The 20533-nt window shown below is 71.6% G+C and carries 21 protein-coding genes and 1 riboswitch; of the genes, 5 read left to right on the forward strand and 16 right to left on the reverse strand.

All coding sequences use genetic code 11. The features are described 5' to 3' along the window. Window positions 1–2: 2 nt before the first annotated feature. The 3 genes from ABZS77_RS21905 to ABZS77_RS21915 all read right to left on the reverse strand — a co-directional run bounded on the left by ABZS77_RS21905 (window position 3) and on the right by ABZS77_RS21915 (window position 3720). The gene (locus tag ABZS77_RS21905) at window positions 3–647 is read right to left on the reverse strand and encodes a fasciclin domain-containing protein (protein ID WP_354825667.1); all 645 of its coding nucleotides are present in this window, start codon (window positions 645–647) and stop codon (window positions 3–5) included. A 74-nt stretch (window positions 648–721) separates the two neighbouring features. Next, the gene (locus ABZS77_RS21910; protein ID WP_354825670.1) at window positions 722–2830 is read right to left on the reverse strand and encodes a M14 family zinc carboxypeptidase; all 2109 of its coding nucleotides are present in this window, start codon (window positions 2828–2830) and stop codon (window positions 722–724) included. A 110-nt stretch (window positions 2831–2940) separates the two neighbouring features. Then, a complete protein-coding gene (locus ABZS77_RS21915) occupies window positions 2941–3720 on the reverse strand; it encodes an endonuclease/exonuclease/phosphatase family protein (protein WP_354825673.1) in 780 nt (259 codons plus the stop codon). A 183-nt stretch (window positions 3721–3903) separates the two neighbouring features. Here ABZS77_RS21915 and ABZS77_RS21920 point away from each other — a divergent pair, with 183 nt between their 5' ends. Together ABZS77_RS21920 and ABZS77_RS21925 are read left to right on the forward strand one after the other, a co-directional pair. Beyond that, window positions 3904–4677, forward strand: a complete 774-nt coding sequence (locus tag ABZS77_RS21920; protein ID WP_354825676.1) for a TSUP family transporter — start codon at window positions 3904–3906, stop codon at window positions 4675–4677. Continuing rightward, the gene (locus ABZS77_RS21925; RefSeq protein WP_354825679.1) at window positions 4677–5447 is read left to right on the forward strand and encodes a GNAT family N-acetyltransferase; all 771 of its coding nucleotides are present in this window, start codon (window positions 4677–4679) and stop codon (window positions 5445–5447) included. Before ABZS77_RS21920 ends, ABZS77_RS21925 begins: the two co-directional genes overlap by 1 nt. A gap of 4 nt (window positions 5448–5451) precedes the next feature. On the opposite strand, the gene def is transcribed toward ABZS77_RS21925, so the two are convergent. Then, window positions 5452–5961, reverse strand: a complete 510-nt coding sequence (gene def, locus ABZS77_RS21930) for a peptide deformylase (protein ID WP_354825681.1) — start codon at window positions 5959–5961, stop codon at window positions 5452–5454. Window positions 5962–5992: 31 nt separating this feature from the next. Then, window positions 5993–7207 carry a chorismate-binding protein gene (locus ABZS77_RS21935; RefSeq protein ID WP_354825684.1) on the reverse strand — a complete coding sequence of 405 codons (1215 nt, stop codon included), beginning with the start codon at window positions 7205–7207 and terminating at the stop codon, window positions 5993–5995. Between the two features lie 96 nt (window positions 7208–7303). Here ABZS77_RS21935 and ABZS77_RS21940 point away from each other — a divergent pair, with 96 nt between their 5' ends. Beyond that, window positions 7304–7504 carry a DUF5999 family protein gene (locus tag ABZS77_RS21940; protein ID WP_139582101.1) on the forward strand — a complete coding sequence of 67 codons (201 nt, stop codon included), beginning with the start codon at window positions 7304–7306 and terminating at the stop codon, window positions 7502–7504. A 106-nt stretch (window positions 7505–7610) separates the two neighbouring features. On the opposite strand, the gene gcvP is transcribed toward ABZS77_RS21940, so the two are convergent. From gcvP to ABZS77_RS21955, 3 genes are all read right to left on the reverse strand, one after another. Then, on the reverse strand, window positions 7611–10433 hold the full coding sequence (gene gcvP / locus ABZS77_RS21945; RefSeq protein ID WP_354825688.1) for an aminomethyl-transferring glycine dehydrogenase: 2823 nt from the start codon (window positions 10431–10433) through the stop codon (window positions 7611–7613). Between the two features lie 74 nt (window positions 10434–10507). Beyond that, window positions 10508–10606: riboswitch (glycine riboswitch) on the reverse strand. Window positions 10607–10669: 63 nt separating this feature from the next. Further along, window positions 10670–11527, reverse strand: a complete 858-nt coding sequence (locus ABZS77_RS21950) for an NAD-dependent protein deacetylase (RefSeq protein WP_354825690.1) — start codon at window positions 11525–11527, stop codon at window positions 10670–10672. A gap of 40 nt (window positions 11528–11567) precedes the next feature. Next, window positions 11568–12635, reverse strand: coding sequence for a MerR family transcriptional regulator (locus ABZS77_RS21955; protein ID WP_354825693.1), 1068 nt, complete (start codon window positions 12633–12635; stop codon window positions 11568–11570). Window positions 12636–12743: 108 nt separating this feature from the next. On the opposite strand from ABZS77_RS21955, the gene ABZS77_RS21960 reads away from it, so the two are divergent. Next, window positions 12744–13400 (forward strand): SDR family oxidoreductase, encoded by a 657-nt coding sequence (locus ABZS77_RS21960; RefSeq protein ID WP_354825696.1) that lies wholly within the window; start codon window positions 12744–12746, stop codon window positions 13398–13400. Between the two features lie 6 nt (window positions 13401–13406). Here ABZS77_RS21960 and ABZS77_RS21965 read toward each other — a convergent pair whose 3' ends face one another. Further along, window positions 13407–14090 (reverse strand): SDR family NAD(P)-dependent oxidoreductase, encoded by a 684-nt coding sequence (locus ABZS77_RS21965; RefSeq protein WP_354825699.1) that lies wholly within the window; start codon window positions 14088–14090, stop codon window positions 13407–13409. A 140-nt stretch (window positions 14091–14230) separates the two neighbouring features. Between ABZS77_RS21965 and ABZS77_RS21970 the strand changes: the two genes are divergently transcribed. Beyond that, on the forward strand, window positions 14231–15097 hold the full coding sequence (locus tag ABZS77_RS21970; RefSeq protein WP_354825702.1) for a helix-turn-helix transcriptional regulator: 867 nt from the start codon (window positions 14231–14233) through the stop codon (window positions 15095–15097). 61 nt (window positions 15098–15158) lie between these two features. Here the strand turns inward: ABZS77_RS21970 and ABZS77_RS21975 are convergent, their stop codons facing one another. The 7 genes from ABZS77_RS21975 to ABZS77_RS22005 all read right to left on the reverse strand — a co-directional run bounded on the left by ABZS77_RS21975 (window position 15159) and on the right by ABZS77_RS22005 (window position 20427). Then, entirely contained in the window at window positions 15159–15854 is a 696-nt protein-coding gene (locus tag ABZS77_RS21975) for a DivIVA domain-containing protein (RefSeq protein ID WP_354825705.1), read from the reverse strand. Next, window positions 15851–17032, reverse strand: coding sequence for a globin domain-containing protein (locus ABZS77_RS21980; RefSeq protein WP_354825707.1), 1182 nt, complete (start codon window positions 17030–17032; stop codon window positions 15851–15853). The genes ABZS77_RS21975 and ABZS77_RS21980 overlap by 4 nt, the downstream gene beginning before the upstream one ends. A gap of 2 nt (window positions 17033–17034) precedes the next feature. Further along, complete coding sequence (locus ABZS77_RS21985; protein WP_354825710.1) at window positions 17035–17433, reverse strand: group 1 truncated hemoglobin; 399 nt, start codon at window positions 17431–17433, stop codon at window positions 17035–17037. Between the two features lie 363 nt (window positions 17434–17796). Further along, window positions 17797–18387, reverse strand: a complete 591-nt coding sequence (locus ABZS77_RS21990; protein ID WP_354825712.1) for a MerR family transcriptional regulator — start codon at window positions 18385–18387, stop codon at window positions 17797–17799. A gap of 188 nt (window positions 18388–18575) precedes the next feature. Then, window positions 18576–19040 carry a bifunctional nuclease family protein gene (locus ABZS77_RS21995; protein ID WP_354825715.1) on the reverse strand — a complete coding sequence of 155 codons (465 nt, stop codon included), beginning with the start codon at window positions 19038–19040 and terminating at the stop codon, window positions 18576–18578. Window positions 19041–19225: 185 nt separating this feature from the next. After that, window positions 19226–19924, reverse strand: a complete 699-nt coding sequence (locus ABZS77_RS22000) for a MerR family transcriptional regulator (protein WP_354825770.1) — start codon at window positions 19922–19924, stop codon at window positions 19226–19228. A 50-nt stretch (window positions 19925–19974) separates the two neighbouring features. Further along, complete coding sequence (locus ABZS77_RS22005; RefSeq protein WP_007071101.1) at window positions 19975–20427, reverse strand: FHA domain-containing protein; 453 nt, start codon at window positions 20425–20427, stop codon at window positions 19975–19977. Between the last annotated feature and the right edge of the window lie 106 nt (window positions 20428–20533).

Consider the following 20533-nt stretch of genomic DNA (forward strand, 5'->3'; position numbering starts at 1 on the left):
GGTCAGTGTGCGCGGTGGCCGGTGCCGTCGGCGGTGGCGGGTAGGGGGCCGAGGACCGCGTTGATGAGGTGGATGCGGGCGTTGGTGGCCTGGTAGTCGGCGCAGACGGTGTCGGCGCGGTCGGCGAGGCGGGTGGTGGCTCCGGTACGGGTGACGGTGATGGTGGCGCCGTCGAGGGTGGTGGTCGTCCCGGCGGTGCTGAGGTCGTCGATGGGGTGGGCTCCGGTGCTGAGGTGTGCCTTGAGCAGGGTGCGGAGCTGGTCGGTGTGGTGGGTCATGAGGTCGTCCCAGTTGTCCTCGGAGAACGTGGCGGCGAACGCGTCGTCGGTGGGTGCGAGGACGGTGACGGCGGTGCCGGCGGGCAGGTCGTCCAGGACGCCGCTGGTGCGCAGGGCGGCTTCGAACGTGGTGAGGGTGGGGATCCAGCGCAGTGCCGCCTCGACGGGTTGGCTGGCGAGGAAGGTCGGGTTGCCGGGGTCGGTGCCGGTGGGCAGGGCGGCGCAGAGGGGGCCGGTGACCTGGGGCGTGGCGGCTGACGCGTCAGGCGTGCGGGGGGTGCCGGTGCAGGCGGCGAGCAGCAGTGTCGACGCGATGAGGGTGAGGGTCCGTCGTCGGGGGTGTCGCGCTGCGGTGGCGGGTTGCGGCACGGCGGCCTCCACGGGTTGGGGGTGGGCCGGCGGCGCGGGCGGGTGGCCCGCGCCGCCGGTGCGGTGTCAGGAGGTCAGAGCGCCGCGCACTGGGTGGTGCGGGGGCCGTGCACGGTGTTGGCGACGCCGAGGTTGGTCGGGGTGGGGTTGTTGCCGGTGCAGGTGAGGGGGCCGCGGATGGTGCTGCCGGCCAGCAGGGGGAGGTCGGTGCCGGTGGTGTTGCCGGTCAGGCTGACCGGGCCGGCGATGGTGACGTCGATGATGGAGACCGCGTCGGTGGTGTTGGTGATCTGGACGGGGCCGTTGACGGTGCTGTCGGCGAGCATGATGCCGGCGGCGCGGGTGGCGGTGACCGGGCCGCTGATGGTGGTGCCGGTCGTGACGAGTGCCGCGCCGGCGCGGACGGTGACCGGGCCGTTGATGGTGGCGTTGGCGGCGCAGGTGAAGCCGGTGACGGTCAGTGGTCCGTTGCGTCGGCCGGTGAGGGTCGGGTAGACGCGTTCGCCGTCGGTGAGCTTCTCCACGCCGGTCGGGTCGAGCAGCAGCGGGATGAGGCCGCGTTCGGGCTGGTTGAGGGGTACGTAGTAGCCGTCGGTGGTCGTGATGACCTTCCAGCCGTGGGCGGCGATGCGCTGGGCGACTGTGGTGCCGACGCCGCCGGGTCCGTCGGTGCGCGCGCCGTTGTACTGGGCGTCGGTGAGTTTGTAGGCGCAGGGCGCGTTGTCGAGGATCAGGTTGGCCGGGGTTGCGTCCAGGGGCGGTGGGCTGTCGCCGGGGTGGGGTGCGGGGTGGGCGGGGATGGGGCGGGAGCCGCGGAAGACGAGGCGTCCGGTGTTGGCGGCCTGGATCTTGATGGCGTCGGCGCGGGAGGTGAGGATGTCGGCGCGGTCGGCGCGGTGGTAGTCGAGGAACTGTTGGAACGTCCAGAGGGCGGAGTAGGTCTTGCGGCGCCGGTTGTTGGCGGTGTTGCCCTCGTCGGGTCGGGTCTGGCCGCCGGAGCTGCGTAGTTCCAGCAGGGAGTTGGTGACGTTCTTGAGGCCGAGGGTGTTGCGCAGGATGGTTTCCTCGCTGAGGCCGACGTTGCCGCCGCCTTCGCAGCCGTAGGGGCAGGGCCACCAGCCGGCTTCGGCGCCCTTGGCGTACATGTGGCCTTCGATCATGTCCTGGGACTGGTCGAAGATGGGTTGGGCGACGTTCTGGTGCCGTGGGGGCAGCATGGGTAGGTCGCCGGCGCGGGAGTTGCCGAACTCGTGGCCGTCGTAGCCGGCGACGGGTCGGTAGTCGCGGACCATCGTGATGTACGCGGCGGTCTCGGGTTGGCGGATGAGCGAGTAGTCGCGGTTGAGGTCCTGGCCGGTGGAGTTGCCGCGGGTGTTGTTGGCGCGGCCGTCTCCGTTGATGGTGGGGACGATCAGGACTGTGGTGTGCCTGAGCAGGTCGGTGATGCGGGGGTCGGTGCTGAAGGCGAGTTGGCGGGCCATGATGAGGCAGGCTTCGCGGTCGCCGGGTTCGTTGCCGTGCACGTTGCAGTTGATGGCCACGGGTGCGGTGGCGGCGACTGCCTCGGGGGTGGTGGCCGGGGTGGGGTGGCCGATGACCAGCATGTTGATGGGTCGGTTCTGGACGGTGCGGCCGAGTTCGACGACGCGGACGCGGTCGCTGAGGGCGTCGATGGCGGCGGTGTAGGCGTACTCGTCGGTGTCGCTGGTGTATTGCGCGGCGTGGGTGGTCTCCCACTGGGTGCGCAGCTGTTGGCCGGGGGTGTCGGGGTTGCCCCAGGGTGCGGTGGTGGTGCCGGTGACGGGGTCGGAGTAGGGCTGTTCGGTGGTGCCGGTGCGGGCGCGGACGCGCCACTGGAAGGTGTCGCCGGGGTTGAATCCGGAGTCGGCGAAGGTGGGTGCCTGCTGGTTGATCTGGCGGTTGGGTCGCCAGATGCCGACGATGGTCGGCGCGGCGGTGGGGGTGCCGTCGGTGTCGACTGCGGTGCGTTCGATCTGGTAGTCGGTGGCGTCGTCGACGGGTGTCCAGGCGAGGGTGGCGTACCCGTCGGCCTGGTGGACGGTGAGGTTGGTGACCTGGCGGGGTTGCGGGGCGCTCTGGGCGCTGGCGGGGGTTGGTGCGGCGGTGAGGGTGATGGTGAGGAGTGTGGACACGGCGAGCAGGGTGGTTCGCTGGCGTCTCATGTGGCCTCCGACGGGGTCGATCGTGGCGCGTGTCGACCAGCATGATCGTCGGCGATCGTCGATGCAATGATCTTGAGGGAATCTTGCGGCTTGGCGCGTGGGGGTGGCTGTCAGCCGAGGTCGACCAGCAGGGGGCGGTGGTCGGAGATGGTGGACAGCGGCGCGGTGACGGCCCGCACCGGTGGCAAGTGGGTGAGGGCGTGCCGGTCGGCCAGGACGTGGTCGAGTTGGACGCGGGGTTGCCCGGCGGGGTAGGTGGGGCGGCGGCCCAGGGGGTGCCAGCCGGAGATGAGTCGGGCCGGGCCGGCGGGCAGGTTGAGGTCGCCGAGCAGGACGCGGGGGGCGGGCAGCGCGCGGAGGGCGCGGATGGTCTGGCGTAGCTGTCGGGCGTTCCAGCCGGGGACGAACGACAGGTGGGTCGCGGCGACGGTGAGGGGGCCGTGGGGGGTGTCCAGGACGGCGGCGAGGACGACGCGGGGTTCGTCGTGCAGGAGGATCAGGCCGCCGCGGGGGCCGGGGACGTAGACCGGTGAGCGTACGGGTGCCGGTTTGAGTCGGGTGATCTGCCAGCTGCGGACCGGGTAGCGGCTGATCAGGCCGATGCCGTAGCAGGGTTCGCCGTGGCCGTCGTCGTCGTGGCGCAGGGGGCGGAACTGTTCTCCGGGGGTGCCGACGACTGCGGCGGCAAAGCGGTGGTGGGGTGCGTCGAGGGCGGCGGCGGCGATGGTGGTGAGGTCGAGTTTGCCGCTGCGGTGCTGGTCGCGGTCGACTTCCTGGAGGGCGAGCACGTCGGCGTCGAGGGCGCCGATGGCGGCGGCGATTCGGTCGGAGTCGACGAGCCCGTCGGTGAGGGATCGTCCGTGCAGCAGGTTGAAGGTGGCCAGGCGCACCCCTGCACCCTACGTCCCCGTGGCAGGGTTGCCGGGTGGTCAAGGTGTTGATGTGTTCCGTGCTGGTGTTCGTGGCGGTCGGCGCGTTGGGGGTGTGGTTGCGGCGTTCGCGGGGTCGCTGAGGGGGTGAGGCTGGCCACTGTCGGGCCGTTCGGGCTGCTCGGGTGGGGAGAATTGCCGCCCGTGGACGCCGTTTCGCTGAGTACTCTGCTGGCCGCCGCCGCGATGGCGGGTTGGGTCGATGCCGTGGTCGGCGGTGGTGGTCTGCTGTTGTTGCCGGCGTTGCTGGTGGCCGCGCCGGGTTTGCCGGTGGCCACCGCGTTGGGCACGAACAAGTTGGCGGCGATCTTCGGGACGTCGACGGCGGCGGTGACGTACGCCCGCAGGACCAAGGTCGACTGGCGGGTGGCGGGGCCGGCGGCGGGTCTGGCGGTGTTCAGCGCGGGGGTGGGTGCGGCGTTGGCCGGGGCGGTGCCGGCGTCGGCGTACCGGCCGGTGGTGCTTGTGGTCCTGGTGGCGGTGGCGGTGTTCGTGCTGGCGCGTCCCCGGTTGGGGGTGGTGGGGGTGCCGGCGAAGCGGACTCCGGTGCGGGTGGCGGTGGTGATCGCGGTGGCCGGGGTGGGCATCGCCCTGTACGACGGCCTGATCGGTCCGGGTACGGGCACGTTCCTGGTGTTGGCGTTCACGGCGCTGGTGGGTGCGGACTTCGTGCACGGTTCGGCGATGGCGAAGGTCGTCAACGCGGGTACGAATCTGGGTGCGCTCGTGGTGTTCGGGGTGACCGGGCACGTGTGGTGGTTGTTGGGTGCGGGGATGGCGGTGTGCAACATCGCCGGCGCGGTGCTGGGGGCGCGGATGGCGTTGCGTCGCGGGTCGGGGTTCGTGCGGGTGGTGCTGCTGGTGGTGGTCGTGGCGTTGGTGGCGAAGCTCGGCCACGACCAGTGGGTGGCCCGCTGATGGCGGTGCGTGCCGAGCACGACCGGGAGGTCCTGGCGGGGTTGCTGGGGCGTGATCCGGTGCTGCACGCCTACCAGCTGGGTGACCTGGATGACTTCTTCTGGCCGTACACGTCGTGGTTTCGGCGGGGTGAGCAGGTCGCGTTGCTGTACCACGGGGTGGATCCGCCGACGTTGCTGGCGTTCGCGGCGCCGGCGGACACGGCGGCGTTGGGGGCGTTGCTGGTCGACCTGGTGCCGGTGCTGCCGGCCCGGTTGTACGCGCACCTCTCCCCCGGGCTGTCCGGCGTCCTGGGTGGGTCGTTCGGGTTGGAGTCCGGTGGCCGGCACCACCGGATGGCGTTGACCGATCCGGCCCGGCTGGCGGCGGTGGCGCCGGCGGGTGCGCCGCTCGGGTCGGCGGATCTGCCGGGGCTACGGGAGTTGTACGCGCGCGCGTACCCCGGTAACTGGTTCGACGAGCGGATGCTGGAGACCGGGCAGTACGTGGGGGTCCGCGAGGGCGGTGAGCTGGTCGCGGTGGCCGGGGTGCACGTGTTCTCGCCGGCGTACCGGGTGGCGGCTCTGGGCAACGTCACGACGCACCCGCGCTGGCGGGGTCGGGGGCTGGGCGCGGGGGTGGTGGCGGCGTTGTGCGCGCGTCTGCGCGGGAGCGTCACGCACGTGGCGTTGAACGTGAAGGCGGACAACGCGGCGGCGGTGCGCCTGTACGAGCGGGTGGGGTTCACCCGGGTCGCCGACTACGACGAGTGGACGTTGACGGCGCGGTAGCGGGTCAGCGGCGGCGGCTGGGTGAGTCGAAGCGGCCGGCGCGGATCTCGCGCAGGGCGCGGCGGCGGGTGTCGCCGCGCAGCGTGTCGACGTAGAGGGTGCCGCGCAGGTGGTCGGTTTCGTGTTGCAGGGCGCGGGCGAGGAAGCCGCTGCCGCTGATGGTGAGCGGTTCGCCGTTCTGGTCGACGCCGTGGGCGGTGGCGTGCAGGGCGCGGGCGGTCGGGAAGTACAGCCCGGGGATGGACAGGCAGCCCTCCTCGTCGTCCTGGAGTTCGTCGGACAGCTCCAGGGTGGGGTTGATGAGGTGGCCGCGGTGCCCGTCGGCGTCGTAGACGAACACCTGGGCGCTGACGCCGATCTGTGGTGCGGCGACTCCGGCGCGGCCGGGCGCGCCGAGCAGGGTGTCCATCAGGTCGGTGACCAGGGCGCGCAGCTCGGCGTCGAAGGTGGTGACCGGCTCGCATTCGGTGCGCAGGACGGGGTCGCCGATGATCCGGATGGGCCGCATGGTCATGGGGGTCAGCGTATCGCCGGGGGCGTCGGGGTCAGCGTCCGGCCAGGGTGGCGCGGATCGGGGCGGTCTTGGCGGCGGCCTCGGCGACCTCGGCGTGCGCGTCGCTGTCCCAGGTGATGCCGCCGCCGGCCCAGGTGTGCAGGTTCTCGCCGTCGGCGGCGGCGGTGCGGATGGTCAGGCCCAGGTCGACGTGGTCGGGGGCGATCCAGCCCAGGGCGCCCATGCTGGCGCCGCGTCCGACGGGTTCGAGGTCGGCGATCTGGTGCAGCGCGGCGCGTTTCGGGGCGCCGGTCACGGAGCCGCCGGGGCAGGTGGCGCGCAGCAGGTCGGCCAGGCCGAGGCCGTCGGCGGCGGTGGCGCGGACCGTCGATTCGGCCTGCCACAGGTCGCACCAGCGGCGTACGGCGAACAGGTCCTCGACGGTGACGGTGCCGGTGCGGGCGATGCGGGCCAGGTCGTTGCGTTCCAGGTCGACGATCATGATGTGTTCGGCGCGTTCCTTGGCGCTGTCGAGCAGTTCGGTGCGGCCGGCGGCGGTGGCGGGGCGGGTGCCCTTGATGGGTCGGGTGGTCAGGGTGCCGTCGCGGACCTCGATGAGGGTTTCCGGGGAGGCGCAGCCGATGGCCCAGTCGTCGCCGGTGAGCACGCCGCCGTAGCGGGCGCCGGGCAGCGCGCCGAGGCGGCGCAGGGCGGGCAGCGGGTCGCCGGTGTAGCGGGCGGCGGCGTGCCCGACGAGGTTGGTCTGGTAGACGTCGCCACGGCCGATGGCGGCGCGTACGGCGTCGACGGCGGCGGCGTGCTGCCGGGGGGTCCAGCTCTCGGTCCACGGGCCGAGCCACCAGGGTGTGGTCGCGTCGGCCGGGGCGCGGCGGGTGGGTCCGTGGTGGTAGACGACGACGGCGAGGTCGGGCAGGGTCGGCGCGGGTTCGGGAGTCGTGGTGGGGGCGCCGGTCAGGTGCGCCCCGGCGGCGGCGGAGAGGTAGAGGGCGGCGCCGCAGACGCGTGGGCCGTGCGGCGCGGGTCGGGCCAGGTCGTGCAGGTCCAGGCCGTGCGCGGCGAGGAACTCCTCGGCGAGCGCGGCGGGGTCACCGCCGTCGGCGCGGTGCCAGTGCAGGCGCGCCGACTCGACGAGTGAGTCGCGGCAACCGGCCGGTGCCGCGGGGACATCGACCAGCACCTGTGGGAGCGTTTCCACGCCGTATGGTCCGACCTTCCTCATCCGTTCAGTGGATTTCCCGTACGCCAACCCGACACCTGCTCGATGCTGGACACTTTCGCTTGGTACTGTGCGTCACTGGTCATGTGAACCATGACACAGTGCCCCCACAGTCCGGAGAACCCGATGTGCCAGCACCAACCGACCTGCCCCTCCGCCGCAGCGACCGACCGCGAAGCCGCCCGCGTACTCGCCTGCTTTCCTGAACAGGGCTGGAGCCTTCTCTGCAACGGTGTCATCGTCTTCGAGGACACCGGTGAGCTTCTCCCCGACGGCAGCAGCATCGCCCCGCACCGCGGTCCCGCCCGCCACGCCCTCGTGGCTTGATCCACCACTGAGCGTCACCGTCTAGCCGCCGTCGACAGGGCTCGTCCAGGTCGCAGCGGCTGCCGGGGCGGCCCGATTCCGCCCGCCCCGGCGCGTCCGCCCCTTGTCAGTCCTCGAACGCCTCGGGCGACGGGCACGAGCAGACCAGGTTCCGGTCGCCGTACGCGCCGTCGATGCGCCGCACCGGAGGCCAGTACTTCCCCGCCCGGTCCACACCGGCCGGGTACGCGCCCACCGACCGCGGGTACGGGTGCGGCCACTCGTCACCGCTGACCATCGCCGCGGTGTGCGGCGCGTTCGCCAGGGGGTTGTCCCCCGCCGGCCACTGCCCGGAACCCACCTGCTCGATCTCCGCCCGGATGGCGATCATGGCGTCGCAGAACCGGTCCAGCTCGGCCAGGTCCTCGCTCTCGGTCGGCTCCACCATCAGCGTCCCCGCGACGGGGAACGACATCGTCGGCGCGTGGAAGCCGTAGTCGATGAGCCGCTTGGCCACGTCGTCGACGCTCACGCCGGTCGCCTTGGTCAACGGCCGCAGGTCCAGGATGCACTCGTGCGCCACCAGGCCCTTGTTGCCGGCGTACAGCACCGGGTAGTGCCCGCGCAGGCGTGCCGCCACGTAGTTCGCCGCGAGGACCGCCACACCGGTCGCCCGGGTCAGGCCCTCGGCGCCCATCATCCGCAGGTACGCCCACGGGATCGGCAGGATGCCCGCCGACCCGTACTTCGCCGCCGAGATCGCCGGGGTGGCGTCGGCGTGCGCGGCCAGCGGGTCACCGGGCAGGAACGGCGCCAGGTGCGCGCGCACCGCCACCGGCCCGACACCGGGGCCACCGCCGCCGTGCGGGATGCAGAACGTCTTGTGCAGGTTCAGGTGCGACACGTCCGCGCCGAACCGGCCGGGCTTGGCGAACCCGACCAGGGCGTTGAGGTTGGCCCCGTCGACGTACACCTGGCCGCCGGCGTCGTGGACCTTCGCGCACAGCGACGCGATGCCCGTCTCGTACACGCCGTGCGTCGACGGGTACGTCACCATGATCGCGGCGAGCGCGTCCCGGTGCTTGTCGATCTTCGCGTCGAGGTCGACGAGGTCGACGTTGCCGTCGTCGTCGCAGGCCACAACGACGACCCGCATGCCGGCCATCACCGCCGACGCCGCGTTCGTGCCGTGCGCCGACGACGGGATCAGGCACACGTCGCGGTGCGTCTCACCCCGCGACGCGTGGTAGGAGCGGATGGCCAGCAGCCCGGCCAGCTCACCCTGCGAACCCGCGTTGGGCTGCACGCTCACCGCGTCGTAGCCGGTCACCTCGGCCAGCCACGACTCCAACTGGCCGATCATCTCCCGGTACCCGACGGTCTGGTCCTCCGGCGCGAACGGGTGGATGTGCGCGAACTCCGCCCAGCTGACCGGCTCCATCTCCGTGGTCGCGTTGAGCTTCATCGTGCACGACCCGAGCGGGATCATGCCCCGGTCCAGGGCGTAGTCGAAGTCCGACAGCCGCCGCAGGTACCGCAGCATCGCCGTCTCGGAGTGGTGGCTGCGGAACACCGGGTGGGTGAGGAAGTCCGAGGCCCGGGCCAGGTCGACCGGCAGGGCCGCGTCGACGTCACCGTCGAACGCGTCCACGCCGAACGCCTCCCACACCTCGCGCAGGTGCGCCAGGGTGGTCGTCTCGTCGCAGGACATCCCCACCCGGTCCGCGTCGACCAGCCGCAGGTTCACGCCCCGCCGCGCGGCCGCCGCGACCACCTCGGCGGCCCGACCCGGCACGGTCACGGTCACGGTGTCGAAGAACGCGACGTCCGCGACGTCCACCCCACCGGCGCGCAGCCCGGCCGCGAGCCGCGCCGCCATGGCATGGGTACGCGCCGCGATGTCCCGCAGCCCGTCCGGGCCGTGGTAGACGGCGTACATGCCGGCCATCACCGCGAGGAGCACCTGCGCGGTGCAGATGTTGCTTGTCGCCTTCTCCCGCCGGATGTGCTGCTCACGGGTCTGCAACGCCAACCGGTAGGCCGGGTTGCCGTCCGCGTCGCGGGACACCCCGACCAGACGGCCGGGCAGCATCCGCTCCAGGCCGCCGCGCACCGCCAGGTAACCGGCGTGCGGCCCACCGAAGCCCATGGGTACGCCGAAGCGCTGGGTGGTGCCGGCGGCGATGTCCACGCCGATCTCCCCCGGCGCGCGCAGCAGCGTCAACGCCAGCAGGTCCGCCGCCACGGTCACCAGGGCGCCGACGGCGTGGGCGGCCTCGACCAGGCCCGCGTGGTCGCGTACCGCCCCGGACGCGCCCGGGTACTGCAGGTGCAGACCGAAGAACTCCGCCGGCAACTCGTCGCGCTCGACATCGACGACCCGCACGTCGATGCCGAGCGGCTCGGCCCGACTGGCGATGACCGCGATGGTCTGCGGCAACGCGTCGGCGTCGACGACGTACACCCGGCTCTTGCTCTTGGACGCCCGCCGCGCGAGGGTCATCGCCTCCGCCGCGGCGGTGCCCTCGTCGAGCATCGAGGCGTTCGCGGTGGCCAGGCCGGTGAGGTCGGTGACCATGGTCTGGAAGTTCAGCAGCGCCTCCAGGCGGCCCTGGCTGATCTCCGGCTGGTACGGCGTGTACGCCGTGTACCAGGCCGGGTCCTCCAGCACGTTGCGGCGGATCACCGCCGGGGTGTGCGTGCCGTGGTAGCCCAGGCCGATCATGGAGACGGCGACGGTGTTACGGGCCGCCAGGGCCCGCAGCTCGGCGATCGCCTCGGCCTCGGTGGCCGCCTCCGGCAGGGCCAGGGTGCCGTGCCAGCGGATCACCTCGGGGATCGCGGCGTCCATCAGCTCGTCGATCGAGTCGTGCCCGACGACCTCCAGCATGCGGCGTTCGTCGTCCGGTCCGGGACCGATGTGACGGGTGGCGAACTGCTCAACGCTCATTGGCGGCACTCCCGGGGCGAGGTCGACGTGTCGGCCTCCCCCTCTGTCACACCCCACAGGGGCGCTCCACAGTGCCTGCCCACGAGGTCCTTTTGCCTGAGAGGTTCCGGGGAGGATTTGCCCCTTCGGCGCCGCCCCGGGTGCTGTCGGGCGGTCTCTCCCACGTGGGTGCTACCGGCATGGTCAACGCTACCAGCGCCGCCGTTTCCGGCAGATGTCCTACCCCCGGGCGGCGGTCACACCCCGGCCGGGCTGGCCAGCGCCGCGCCGCCGGTGACCCGCTCGGCCAGCACCGACAGTAGCGACCCCAACGGCGCGTCGACGCACACCGTGGCGTACCCGTCACCCCGGGTAGGCCCCTGGTTGACGATCGCCACCGGAATGTCGTGTTTCGCCGCCCTGATCACGAACCGCCGGCCCGACATCACCGTCAACGACGAGCCGAGCACCAGCACCGCCCGGGCCTGCTCCACCAGCGCGAAACACCGCGCCACCCGCTGCGGCGGCACCGTCTCGCCGAAGAACACCACGTCGGGCTTGAGCATCCCGGTGCCGCAGATCCCGCAGTCCACCGGCCGGAACGCCGCCACCTGCTCATCAGGGAGATCAACATCACCGTCCGGGTTGACCGCGGCGACGCGGGCCACGAAGTCCGGATTGGCCTCGCGCAGCCGCCGGTCCACCTCCTCCCGGGAGGTCAGGTTGCCGCAGTCCAGGCACGTCACCTCGTCCAGGCGGCCGTGCAGCTCCACCACCGGGGCGCTGCCGGCCGCCCCGTGCAGACCGTCGACGTTCTGGGTGATCACCGCGTCGACCAGGCCGGCCTGTTGCAGCCGCGCCACCGCCCGGTGCCCGGCGTTCGGCGCCGCCCGCGCGATCAACCGCCACCCCAGGTGGCTGCGCGCCCAGTACCGCCGCCGGGCCACCGGATCACGGGTGAACGCCTGGAACGTCATCGGGGTGTGCCGCCGGGCCACCCCACTGGGCCCCCGGTAGTCCGGGATACCCGACTCGGTGGACAGGCCCGCCCCGCTGAGCACCACCACCCGCCCACCGGCCACCAGCGAGATCAACGCCTCCAGGCTCTCCGTCACCCCTTCATGCTGCCTCACCGCGCCCGGCGGCAACCACCTGCTACACCGCGACGACGTCAGCGACGACGCAGGCGACGTTGTCCGGCGCACCCGCCGCCGTCGCCAGAGCGATCAACTCCCGCACCGTACGCGCCGGGTCCGTCGCCGCGCCCACCGTCTCGCGCAGCGCGGCGCGGTCGACGACAGCGGACAACCCGTCGGAGCACAGCAGGTACCGGTCGCCGGGCAGGGCCGTGCGAAGCGCGAGATCCGCCTCGACGCGCGGGCCCACGCCCAGAGCGCGTACCAGCACCGCGCGCTGCGGATGCGCGTCCGCCTCGTCCCGGCCCAGACGGCCCTGATCGACCTGCGCCTGCACCCAGGTGTGGTCCTGGGTGAGCAGGGACAGCTCGCCGCCCCGCAGCAGGTACGCCCGGGTGTCACCGACGTGCACCAACGCCAGTTGCGAGCCGCTGCGCAGCAGCGCGGTCAGCGTGGTGGCCGGCTGCTGCTCGTCGGTCGCCAGAGCGCGCACGGTGGCGTCGGCGTTGGTCACCGCACCGGCCAGCATCGCCAACAGGTCGACCGGCGGCACGTCGCTGAGCTCCACCGCCCGCAACACGTCGATGGCGGCGGCGCTGGCGGCCGCGCCACCCGGTCCCCGCACACCGTCGGCGACGGCGAGCAACCGCTCACCGGCGTACGCGGCGTCCTCGTTGCTGTCGCGTACCGCCCCGACGTCGCAGCCGGCGGCGCAGTTCACGGCCAGGGTGTGATTCGAACCAGACACGGTGGTACCCCCTTGAGACAGGTGATCCACGAGGACGGCGGCGACCCGCGCCCGGGCCGCGGTGTCGACGGTGACCTGCCGCCAATACGCGGTGATCGCCTCCGCTGCCGCCGGGGGCTCCAGCGCGCACACGGTGCGGACCGTCGCCAACGGCATCCCGATGCGACGCAACCGCGCCACCAGACGGGCCAGCGGCACCTGCTCCCGGTCGTAGAGCCGATACCCGGACTCCGGATCGACCGCGGCCGGCGCCAGCACCCCCACCTGGTCGTACAGGCGCAACGCCTTGGTGGTCAGCCCCGCCGCCCGCGCGAACGCTCCGATGGTCAACAACCCCATGTCGGCATCCTCCTCGTGCCGGTCACGGCGACCGGCACGCCCCAGACTGGGGGTTACCCAAAGGTCAAGGTCAAGCCGGCGACCCCGACCACCGGTAGGTTGGGACGCATGCGCACCGTCATCGCCGGAGGCCACGGCAAGATCGCCCTGCTGCTGGAACACCACCTCGCCGAGCGCGGCGACACCGCCGTCGGCCTGATCCGCAACCCCGCCCAGGCCGATGCGCTGCGCGCCGCCGGCGCCACACCTGTCGTCTGCGACCTGGAACACGCCGACGTCACCGACCTCGCCGCGCACCTCGACGGCGCCGACTCGGTGATCTTCGCCGCCGGCGCCGGCCCCGGCAGCGGCGCCGCCCGCAAGGACACCGTCGACCGGGGCGCCGCCGCGCTGCTCGCCGACGCCGCCACCCGCGCCGGTGTCCGCCGCTACCTGCTGGTCTCCTCGATGGGCGTGGACGACCCGCCGTCCCCCGGCACCGACGAGACGTGGGCGGCGTACCTGCTGGCCAAACGGGCCGCCGAGGACGACCTGCGCGCCCGCGACCTGGACTGGACGGTCCTGCGCCCCGGGCGGCTCACCGACGACACGCCCACCGGGCTCGTCACCCTCACCCGCCACGCCGGACCGGGTGCGGTCACCCGCGCCGACGTCGCCCACGTCCTCACCGCGCTGCTCGACGAACCACGCACCGCCGGCGCGACCCTGGAACTCGTCAACGGGCCCACCCCGATCGCCGACGCCGTGCGCGCCGCCGCCGGCTGACCCTTCTCACCAGGGCAGCTGCCCCGCCTCGTCCTGCAGGGTGCCGGTCGGGCCCGTCCCGTCGAGGGTGGCCAGGCGCACGACGACCCGGGCGCTCTCCTCGACCGGCCGGCCGATGCCGAAGGCGGCGGTCATGTCGGTGGCGGTGGCGCCCGGCTCGACGGCGTTGAACCTGATGCCCGGCTGCGACTTGGCGTACTGCACCGTCAGCATGGTGGCCGCCGCCTTCGACGCCGCGTACAGCGCGAGCGGCAGATGGAACTCCGGCCGCTCGGGGTTGGTCACCGCCCAGAACGATCCGGCGCTGCTGGAGACGGTGACGACTGTGGGGTTCGCGGACCTGCGCAGCAGGGGCAGCGCGGCCTCCGTGACCCGCACGATGCCCACCGCGTTCGTGTCGAAGGACCGCAGCGCCGCGGGACCGTCGAGCGCCGTCTCCAGGACCCCGGCGTTGTGCACCAGGACGTCGAGACGACCCTCGTCGGCGTCGATCGCCGCCAGTGCGCCGCTGACCGAGGCGTCGTCGGTCACGTCGAGCTGGACGAACCGGGCGCCGAGCTCGGCGGCGGCCTTCCTGCCGCGTTCGGCGTCCCGCGCGCCGACGTAGACCTGGTGCCCCAACTGCAGCAGCTGCCGGGCGGTCTCGTACCCGATGCCCTTGTTGGCTCCGGTGATCAGTGTGACGGTCATGACTCCCCCTTCGGGACGCGTGGCCCACACGGGCCGTCGTGAACGGTAGGAGCGGCACACCGGCTCACCCAGAGCCCTGTTCAGCCTGGGGTGCGACAGGACCCCCTCGAACCGGTGCGCGCGGAGCTACCGTCGCTTGCATGAGCGAGTCGACGAACGCCCTCGGGGCCTACCTGCGAGCCCGCCGCGAGCTGGTGACCACGCAGCAGGCAGGCATCCCCGACGTCGGTGTGCGGCGCGTGCCGGGGCTGCGGCGCGAGGAGGTCGCCATGCTCGCCGGCATCAGCGCCGACTACTACCTGCGGCTCGAACGCGGCCGCGACCGCAACCCCTCGGTCCAGGTGCTCGAGTCGATCGCCCGCGTGCTGCACCTCGACGACGACCATTTCGCCCACCTGCTGACCCTCGTCGCCCAGGTCCCTCGGCGGCGCAGGCGCCGAGGACGCAGGCAGACACCACCGGCGGGAGCGTTGAAGCTCCTGCACAGCCTCGCGCAGCCTGCCTTCATCGAGGACCGCTACTTCGACATCCTGGCCGTGAACCGCCTGGCCACGGCGCTCTCACCCGGCCTCGCCGTCGGCCGCAACCAGCTGCGGGACCTGTTCCTGGACCCGGCCGAGCAGGCGCTGCACCCGGAATGGGAGAACGTGACGGAGTGCTTCGTGGCGAACCTGCGCCAGGCCGTGGGAACCGACGTCGACGATCCCCGTTTCATCGAACTGACCGGCGAGCTGTCGCTGGCCAGCCCGCGGTTCCGGCAGCTCTGGGCCCGGCACGAGGTGCGCGGACAGCGCGGGACCCCACTTCGGCTCGATCACCCGCAGGTCGGCGAGATGACCCTCAACCGGGAACGACTCACGATCAACGGCGCCGACGACCTCATGCTGATCGTCTACCACCCGGACGCCGGCTCCAGCGACGCGGAAAAGCTGGCCCTGCTCGGCTCTGCCGCGCTCCCCACCTCGGACACGAAGGACCAGGAGGTCGCCCGGACGCCCCGCCGGTGACCAGGCCCAACCTCCCGCCGACCGGGTGGGACCCGCCCGGTCGGCGGACCCCACCCCGCGGTCAGCGGTGGTGCCGCGGCAACGCCGCCTGCCCCGCCGCCGCACCCGCGGCGAACGGCGCACCCGGAGTCTCCTTCGCGATCCGATCCATCGTCCGCGCCAACTGCTCACTGCCGTCGTCGAGATGCCGTGCCGCCGCCTGCATGTGCGACACCATCATCTCCCCGAAGATCCGCAACGCCTCCCGGGTCGCCACCGTGTCGTCGAAGCTCGCACCGGCCGAACTGCGGTAATCAGCCACCGCCCGCTCGGCCTCCTGCTTCGCCTCCTCCGCCGCGGCCCGCATGTAACTCTCGTACTGCACCCGCGCGTACTCGGCGACCCGCCGCGCGTAGTCGTGCGCCTGCGCGATGATCTGCTCCGCCTCCCGCTGCGCCGCGGAGAGCAGATTCACCTCCTTGGCCGCCGGCACCTTCGCGGCGTTACCGGCGCTCGGGATCACCCCGTGCCGGTGCAACTCCACCCGGTCGGTGAGCCGCTCGTTCTCCGCCCGCAGACCCGCGATCTGCGTCGCCAACAGATCCAACTCGTCGGCCACCTGCATCCGGAACCGGTCCACGTCGGCGTTGTCGTAACCGCGCCGCGCGAACGGCGCCGTACCGAACTCCCACCGCCGCACCCGGTCCGCGGTCATCCGGACCTGCACCCCACCGGACACCTGCACACCGTCATACCGACTGATCGGCGTCGCGCTCACCTGAGCCCACCTCCGGAAGTGTCACCGACGGTCGACTGATCCACCGCCGTCCGCCAAGCCGGCCCGTACCACTGCTTGCCCAGGCCCTCGTGATGCACCTGACCCGCGTGGAAACCCGCCCGGGCCAACGCCTGCACCGCGTACGAAACCATCTCGTCCGACCCGCACAGGTACACGTGTCGAGACCGCCAGTCACCGTCGGCCAGCGCCCGATCCACCGCGTGCACGAACTCCCCCGGCCGGCTCCCGTCGGCACCCACCACGTAGGTCACCGTCAACCACGGGTACGACGACGCCAACTTGTCGATCGCGTCGCTGTCGTAGAACTCACTTCGCGAACGCGCACCCACGTATAGGTCCACCCGACGGCGCGAACCCTCCGCGGCGACCTGCTCCACCAGCGCCTTCACCGGCGCCCAGCCGGTACCCGAAGCCACCAGCAGCAGATCGCCGGAACCCGCCGCCCACAACGCCAGCCGATCCCCCACCGGCGCCGCCAGGTGGATCTGATCCCCCACCGACGACCCGTACACCAGCCGTGAGGACACCGCACCACCCGGCGCGGCCCGCACATGCAACTCCAACGTGCCGTCCGCCCGCGGCGCGTTCGCCGGCGAGTAGTACCGCCACGACCGCACCGACGGATGCGACACCCCGATCGACTGGCCGGCCGTGAACGGCAACAGGTACTGCGGACGCACCGTCAGCACCGCCACGTCGAACGCCCGCCGCTCGTGCGCCACGATCTCCGCCACCCACCAGGGTGGATTGACCGCCTCGGCGGCCTGCGCCGCCTCGGTCATCACCTGCGCGACCAACCCGTAGGCCGCCGCCCAGTCCTGCGCCAACTCCTCGGTCCACTGCTCGGCCAGGAAATGCTGCAACGTCGCCAGCAACGCCTCACCGACGGCCGGGTAGTGCTCCGCGCGCACCGCGAACTTGCGGTGGTCCGCGCCGAGGTCCTGCAGGAAACCCACAAGCCGATCCACCTGGTCCACGTTGGACACGATGTGCCCCAACGCGGTCACCAGACGGTCGCGCTGCCCCGCCATGTTCGTGGGGAACATCTGCCGCGTCTCGGGATGGGCCAGGAACAACGTCGAATAGAAGTAGAGCGGCACCTGGTCACCGTGCTCGGCGACCAGGGACCAACTCTGCTTGAGTCGGGCCGCGTCCACGCTCAGACGCCCGGACGGTTCCCGGAAGCCACGACCTGGTCCTGCACCTCACCCAGCACGGTCTGCACGTGAGCCAGAATGTCGGCGGGCACACCCAGCTCGGTCAACGTCGCCACCAGGTGCTCACCCACCTTCACGTAGTGCTCCACCGGAATGTTCAACGGCTGATGCGCCTCGGCCAACCCGCGACCGGCGTACTCGTTCGGCCCACCCAGCACCACCGTCAACATCAACGTCAGGTGCCGCCGCTGACCCACCATGTCCACACCGGTGAAGTAACCCGCCAACTCCGGGTCGGCGAGCACCCGCCCGTAGAACAGATCAACGGCGGCCTTGACCGAACTGGCACCGCCGATGCGCTCGTAATGCGAAACGGGAGCGGTTTCTTCCGTAACCGTCACGGTCTTTCCTTCCGAGGTGAGGGGCGCGCGGCGTCGGCGCGGAGGGGCAACGGACCACCGGGCGACACCGTCGTGCCACGGCGACACACCGGGGACCGTGACGGACCATAGCGTGCCGGAAGCCTCCGGTCAGGGCCCCCCTATCGGATTCCCGACAACACGCGGCCACACACCGTCACGACAGCACACCCACTGTCCACAACGGGCCACCACGACGACACCCAGAGTCATCCACGAAGGACCGGAACACCCGCAGCCCCACAGCACGCCGGCAACGCTGACCCACCGTCACCAACCAGCGCCCCAAAAAAGCGGACCTCAAAAACCGGGCGATTCCACAACCCGGAACCGGCGCACCGCCGATCAGCCCGCCCGCCGCCGCGCCCGCCGCGCCGCCAACTCGTCACCCACCGGATCCGACTCCACCACCGGCTCCACCGGACCACTCGCCGCCGGCTCCGCCGGCAGAAGCGACAACGACCCCTGGATCTCCTTGAACGCCCCACCGATCGCGATACCGAAGACACCCTGGCCACCCTGCAACAGATCGACCACCTCCTCCGGAGACCGGCACTCGTACACCGTCGTCCCATCGGAGATCAGCGTGATCCCGGCCAGATCCTCCACCCCACGCGACCGCAGCGCCTCGATCGCCTTACGGATGTTCTGCAGGGACACCCCCGCGTCCAACAACCGCTTCACGACCTTCAACACCACCAGGTCCCGGAACGAGTACAACCGCTGCGTCCCCGAACCCGACGCGTCCCGCACGCTCGGCACCACAAGCGTCGTACGCGCCCAGTAATCCAGCTGCCGGTAACTGATGCCCACCGCGTGGCACGCCGTCACACCCCGGTAGCCCACCGAACCGTCACCCTCAGTCGCCGCACCCGACGACGAGGCACCCGGCCCACCCAACTGTGTACCCGGATCAGGATCCTGTGGCTCGTGCATCCGGACAACCTCCCCGTCAGTGCGGCGACGCGTCGTTTCCGGGACGCGCACCCCTCGACACGGCAACCCTATCGCCACCCTCAGGGGTTACCACGGAGGAACCGACGCGACACGCCGCGCAGCCACCGAGAAAGATCACCAACCAGACGCGGCGTCACCCGCAGTGACACCCGCCCACGAGCGGAACCTCAGCCCGCGAAATCCTCCGGACGCACCTGCTCCAGGAACTCGCGGAACTTCTCCACCTCGTCCTCCTGCTCGTCGGGAATCACGATCCCCGCCTCAGTGAGGACCTGCTCCGCACAACGAATCGGCGCCCCGACACGCAACGCCAACGCGATCGAATCGCTCGGACGCGCCGACACCCGCACCCCATCGCCGATCAACAGATCAGCATAGAAGACGTTCTCCTTGAGCTCGGTGATCTCCACCGCCTGCAACGGCGCCTGCAGGGCCGTCAACACATCCCGCAAAAGATCATGCGTCAACGGCCGGGCCGGCTTGACCCCCTGCTGCTCATAAGCGATAGCCGTGGCCTCGACCGCGCCGATCCAGATCGGCAGATAGCGGTCCCCCTCGACCTCCCTGAGCAGGACGATCGGCTGGTTGCTGGGCAGCTCCACCCGAACTCCGACCACGCTCAGCTCGCGCACCGCCGCCTCCGTGTCGTCGTCAACCTACGCACCGCGCCCTTCCCTGCACGGTACACGGACCGCGACACGGCCGTCCCATGCGCTACAGCACCACGTCCGCGCCAGAAAGGGGTTACCCCGGCAAGCCTACGGCACGCTTCCGGAAAGAGATCTTTCCGCACCACCGCCGCCCACCGAGGCCCCCGTCACCGACCCAACGTCGACCGCAGCCCCACCCGCACCAACGCCGCGTGCAACTGCTCCGACAACGCCGCCAACTCCCGCGCCGTCTCCGCAGCCCGCGCCCGCGCCGCCGGATCACTCTGCCGCACCAACGGCGCCACCAACTGCGCGAACAAACCAACCTCCCGGTCCGCCGCCGTCCGGTAACCCCGCAGATGCCGCGGCTCCAACCCGTACGCCGCCAACCCCGCCACCGCCGACGCGATGATCAACGCATCCGCGTCGTACCACCCCGGCGGATCCGGCACCAGCACACCGAGCCGCTCCAACTCCACCAACGTCGACTCGTCGATCCCACTGCGCGCCACCAGATCCGCCCGGCCGAGCCGCACCTGCGACTCGGCCGGCTCCGGCGACTCACGGCCCGGCACCGCACCATCAGGACCCACCGCGACCAACGCGGGCCGCGTACGCCCCGGCTGCTCACCGGACGAATCCCACTCCGCCAACTGCTCACGGATCACCCGCAACGGCAGGTACCTGTCCCGCTGCGCGGACAGCACAAACCGCAACCGCGCCACGTCGTCCCAGCTGTACTTCCGGTAACCCGCCGCCGTCCGCTGCGGCTCCACCAGACCCTCGGCCTCGAGGAACCGCAACTTCGAAATCGTCGTGTCCGGGAAATCCACCCGCAACTGACCCAGCACCTCACCGATGCTCATCAGCGGCTGGGACCGGGCCGCCCCGGGTGGCGTGGAGGCCGCAGGCTCGTTCACCCCCGGCCGGCCTCCTCCTCCGGGCGCGGACCGGCGATGAACACCACCCGGAACTTACCGATCTGGACCTCGTCACCATTGCTCAACGTGGCCGCCTCGACCCGCTCACGATTCACGTACGTGCCATTCAGGCTGCCCACGTCCCGCACCGTGAACGTCCCACCATCACGGTGGAACTCCGCGTGCCGACGCGACACCGTCACATCGTCGAGGAAGATGTCACTGTCCGGATGCCGGCCACTCGTCGTCACATCGTGGTCCAACAGGAACCGGGCACCCGCATTCGGGCCGCGACGAACCACCAGCAGCGCCATACCCGGCGGCAACGAACCGGACATCCGGCTCGGCACCACATCGGTGTCCGGCCCCTCCAGCACTTCGTCGAGCGAACCGAGATTGAGCGTCGAAGTGACGTCGAGCGGGGGGAACTCGTCGTCTGGGCGCGTCATGGGACCACCTCACGGATCTGTTCGGTCGGCGTCGGGTAATGGCGGGTCTGGCCGCCGGGCATATGCACACCCGGCGGCTGGCTCCCCGTGCCCGGGAAGGCAATTC

This window comes from Micromonospora sp. NPDC005298 (genome assembly GCF_040607375.1).
Classification (GTDB): Bacteria; Actinomycetota; Actinomycetes; order Mycobacteriales; family Micromonosporaceae; genus Micromonospora.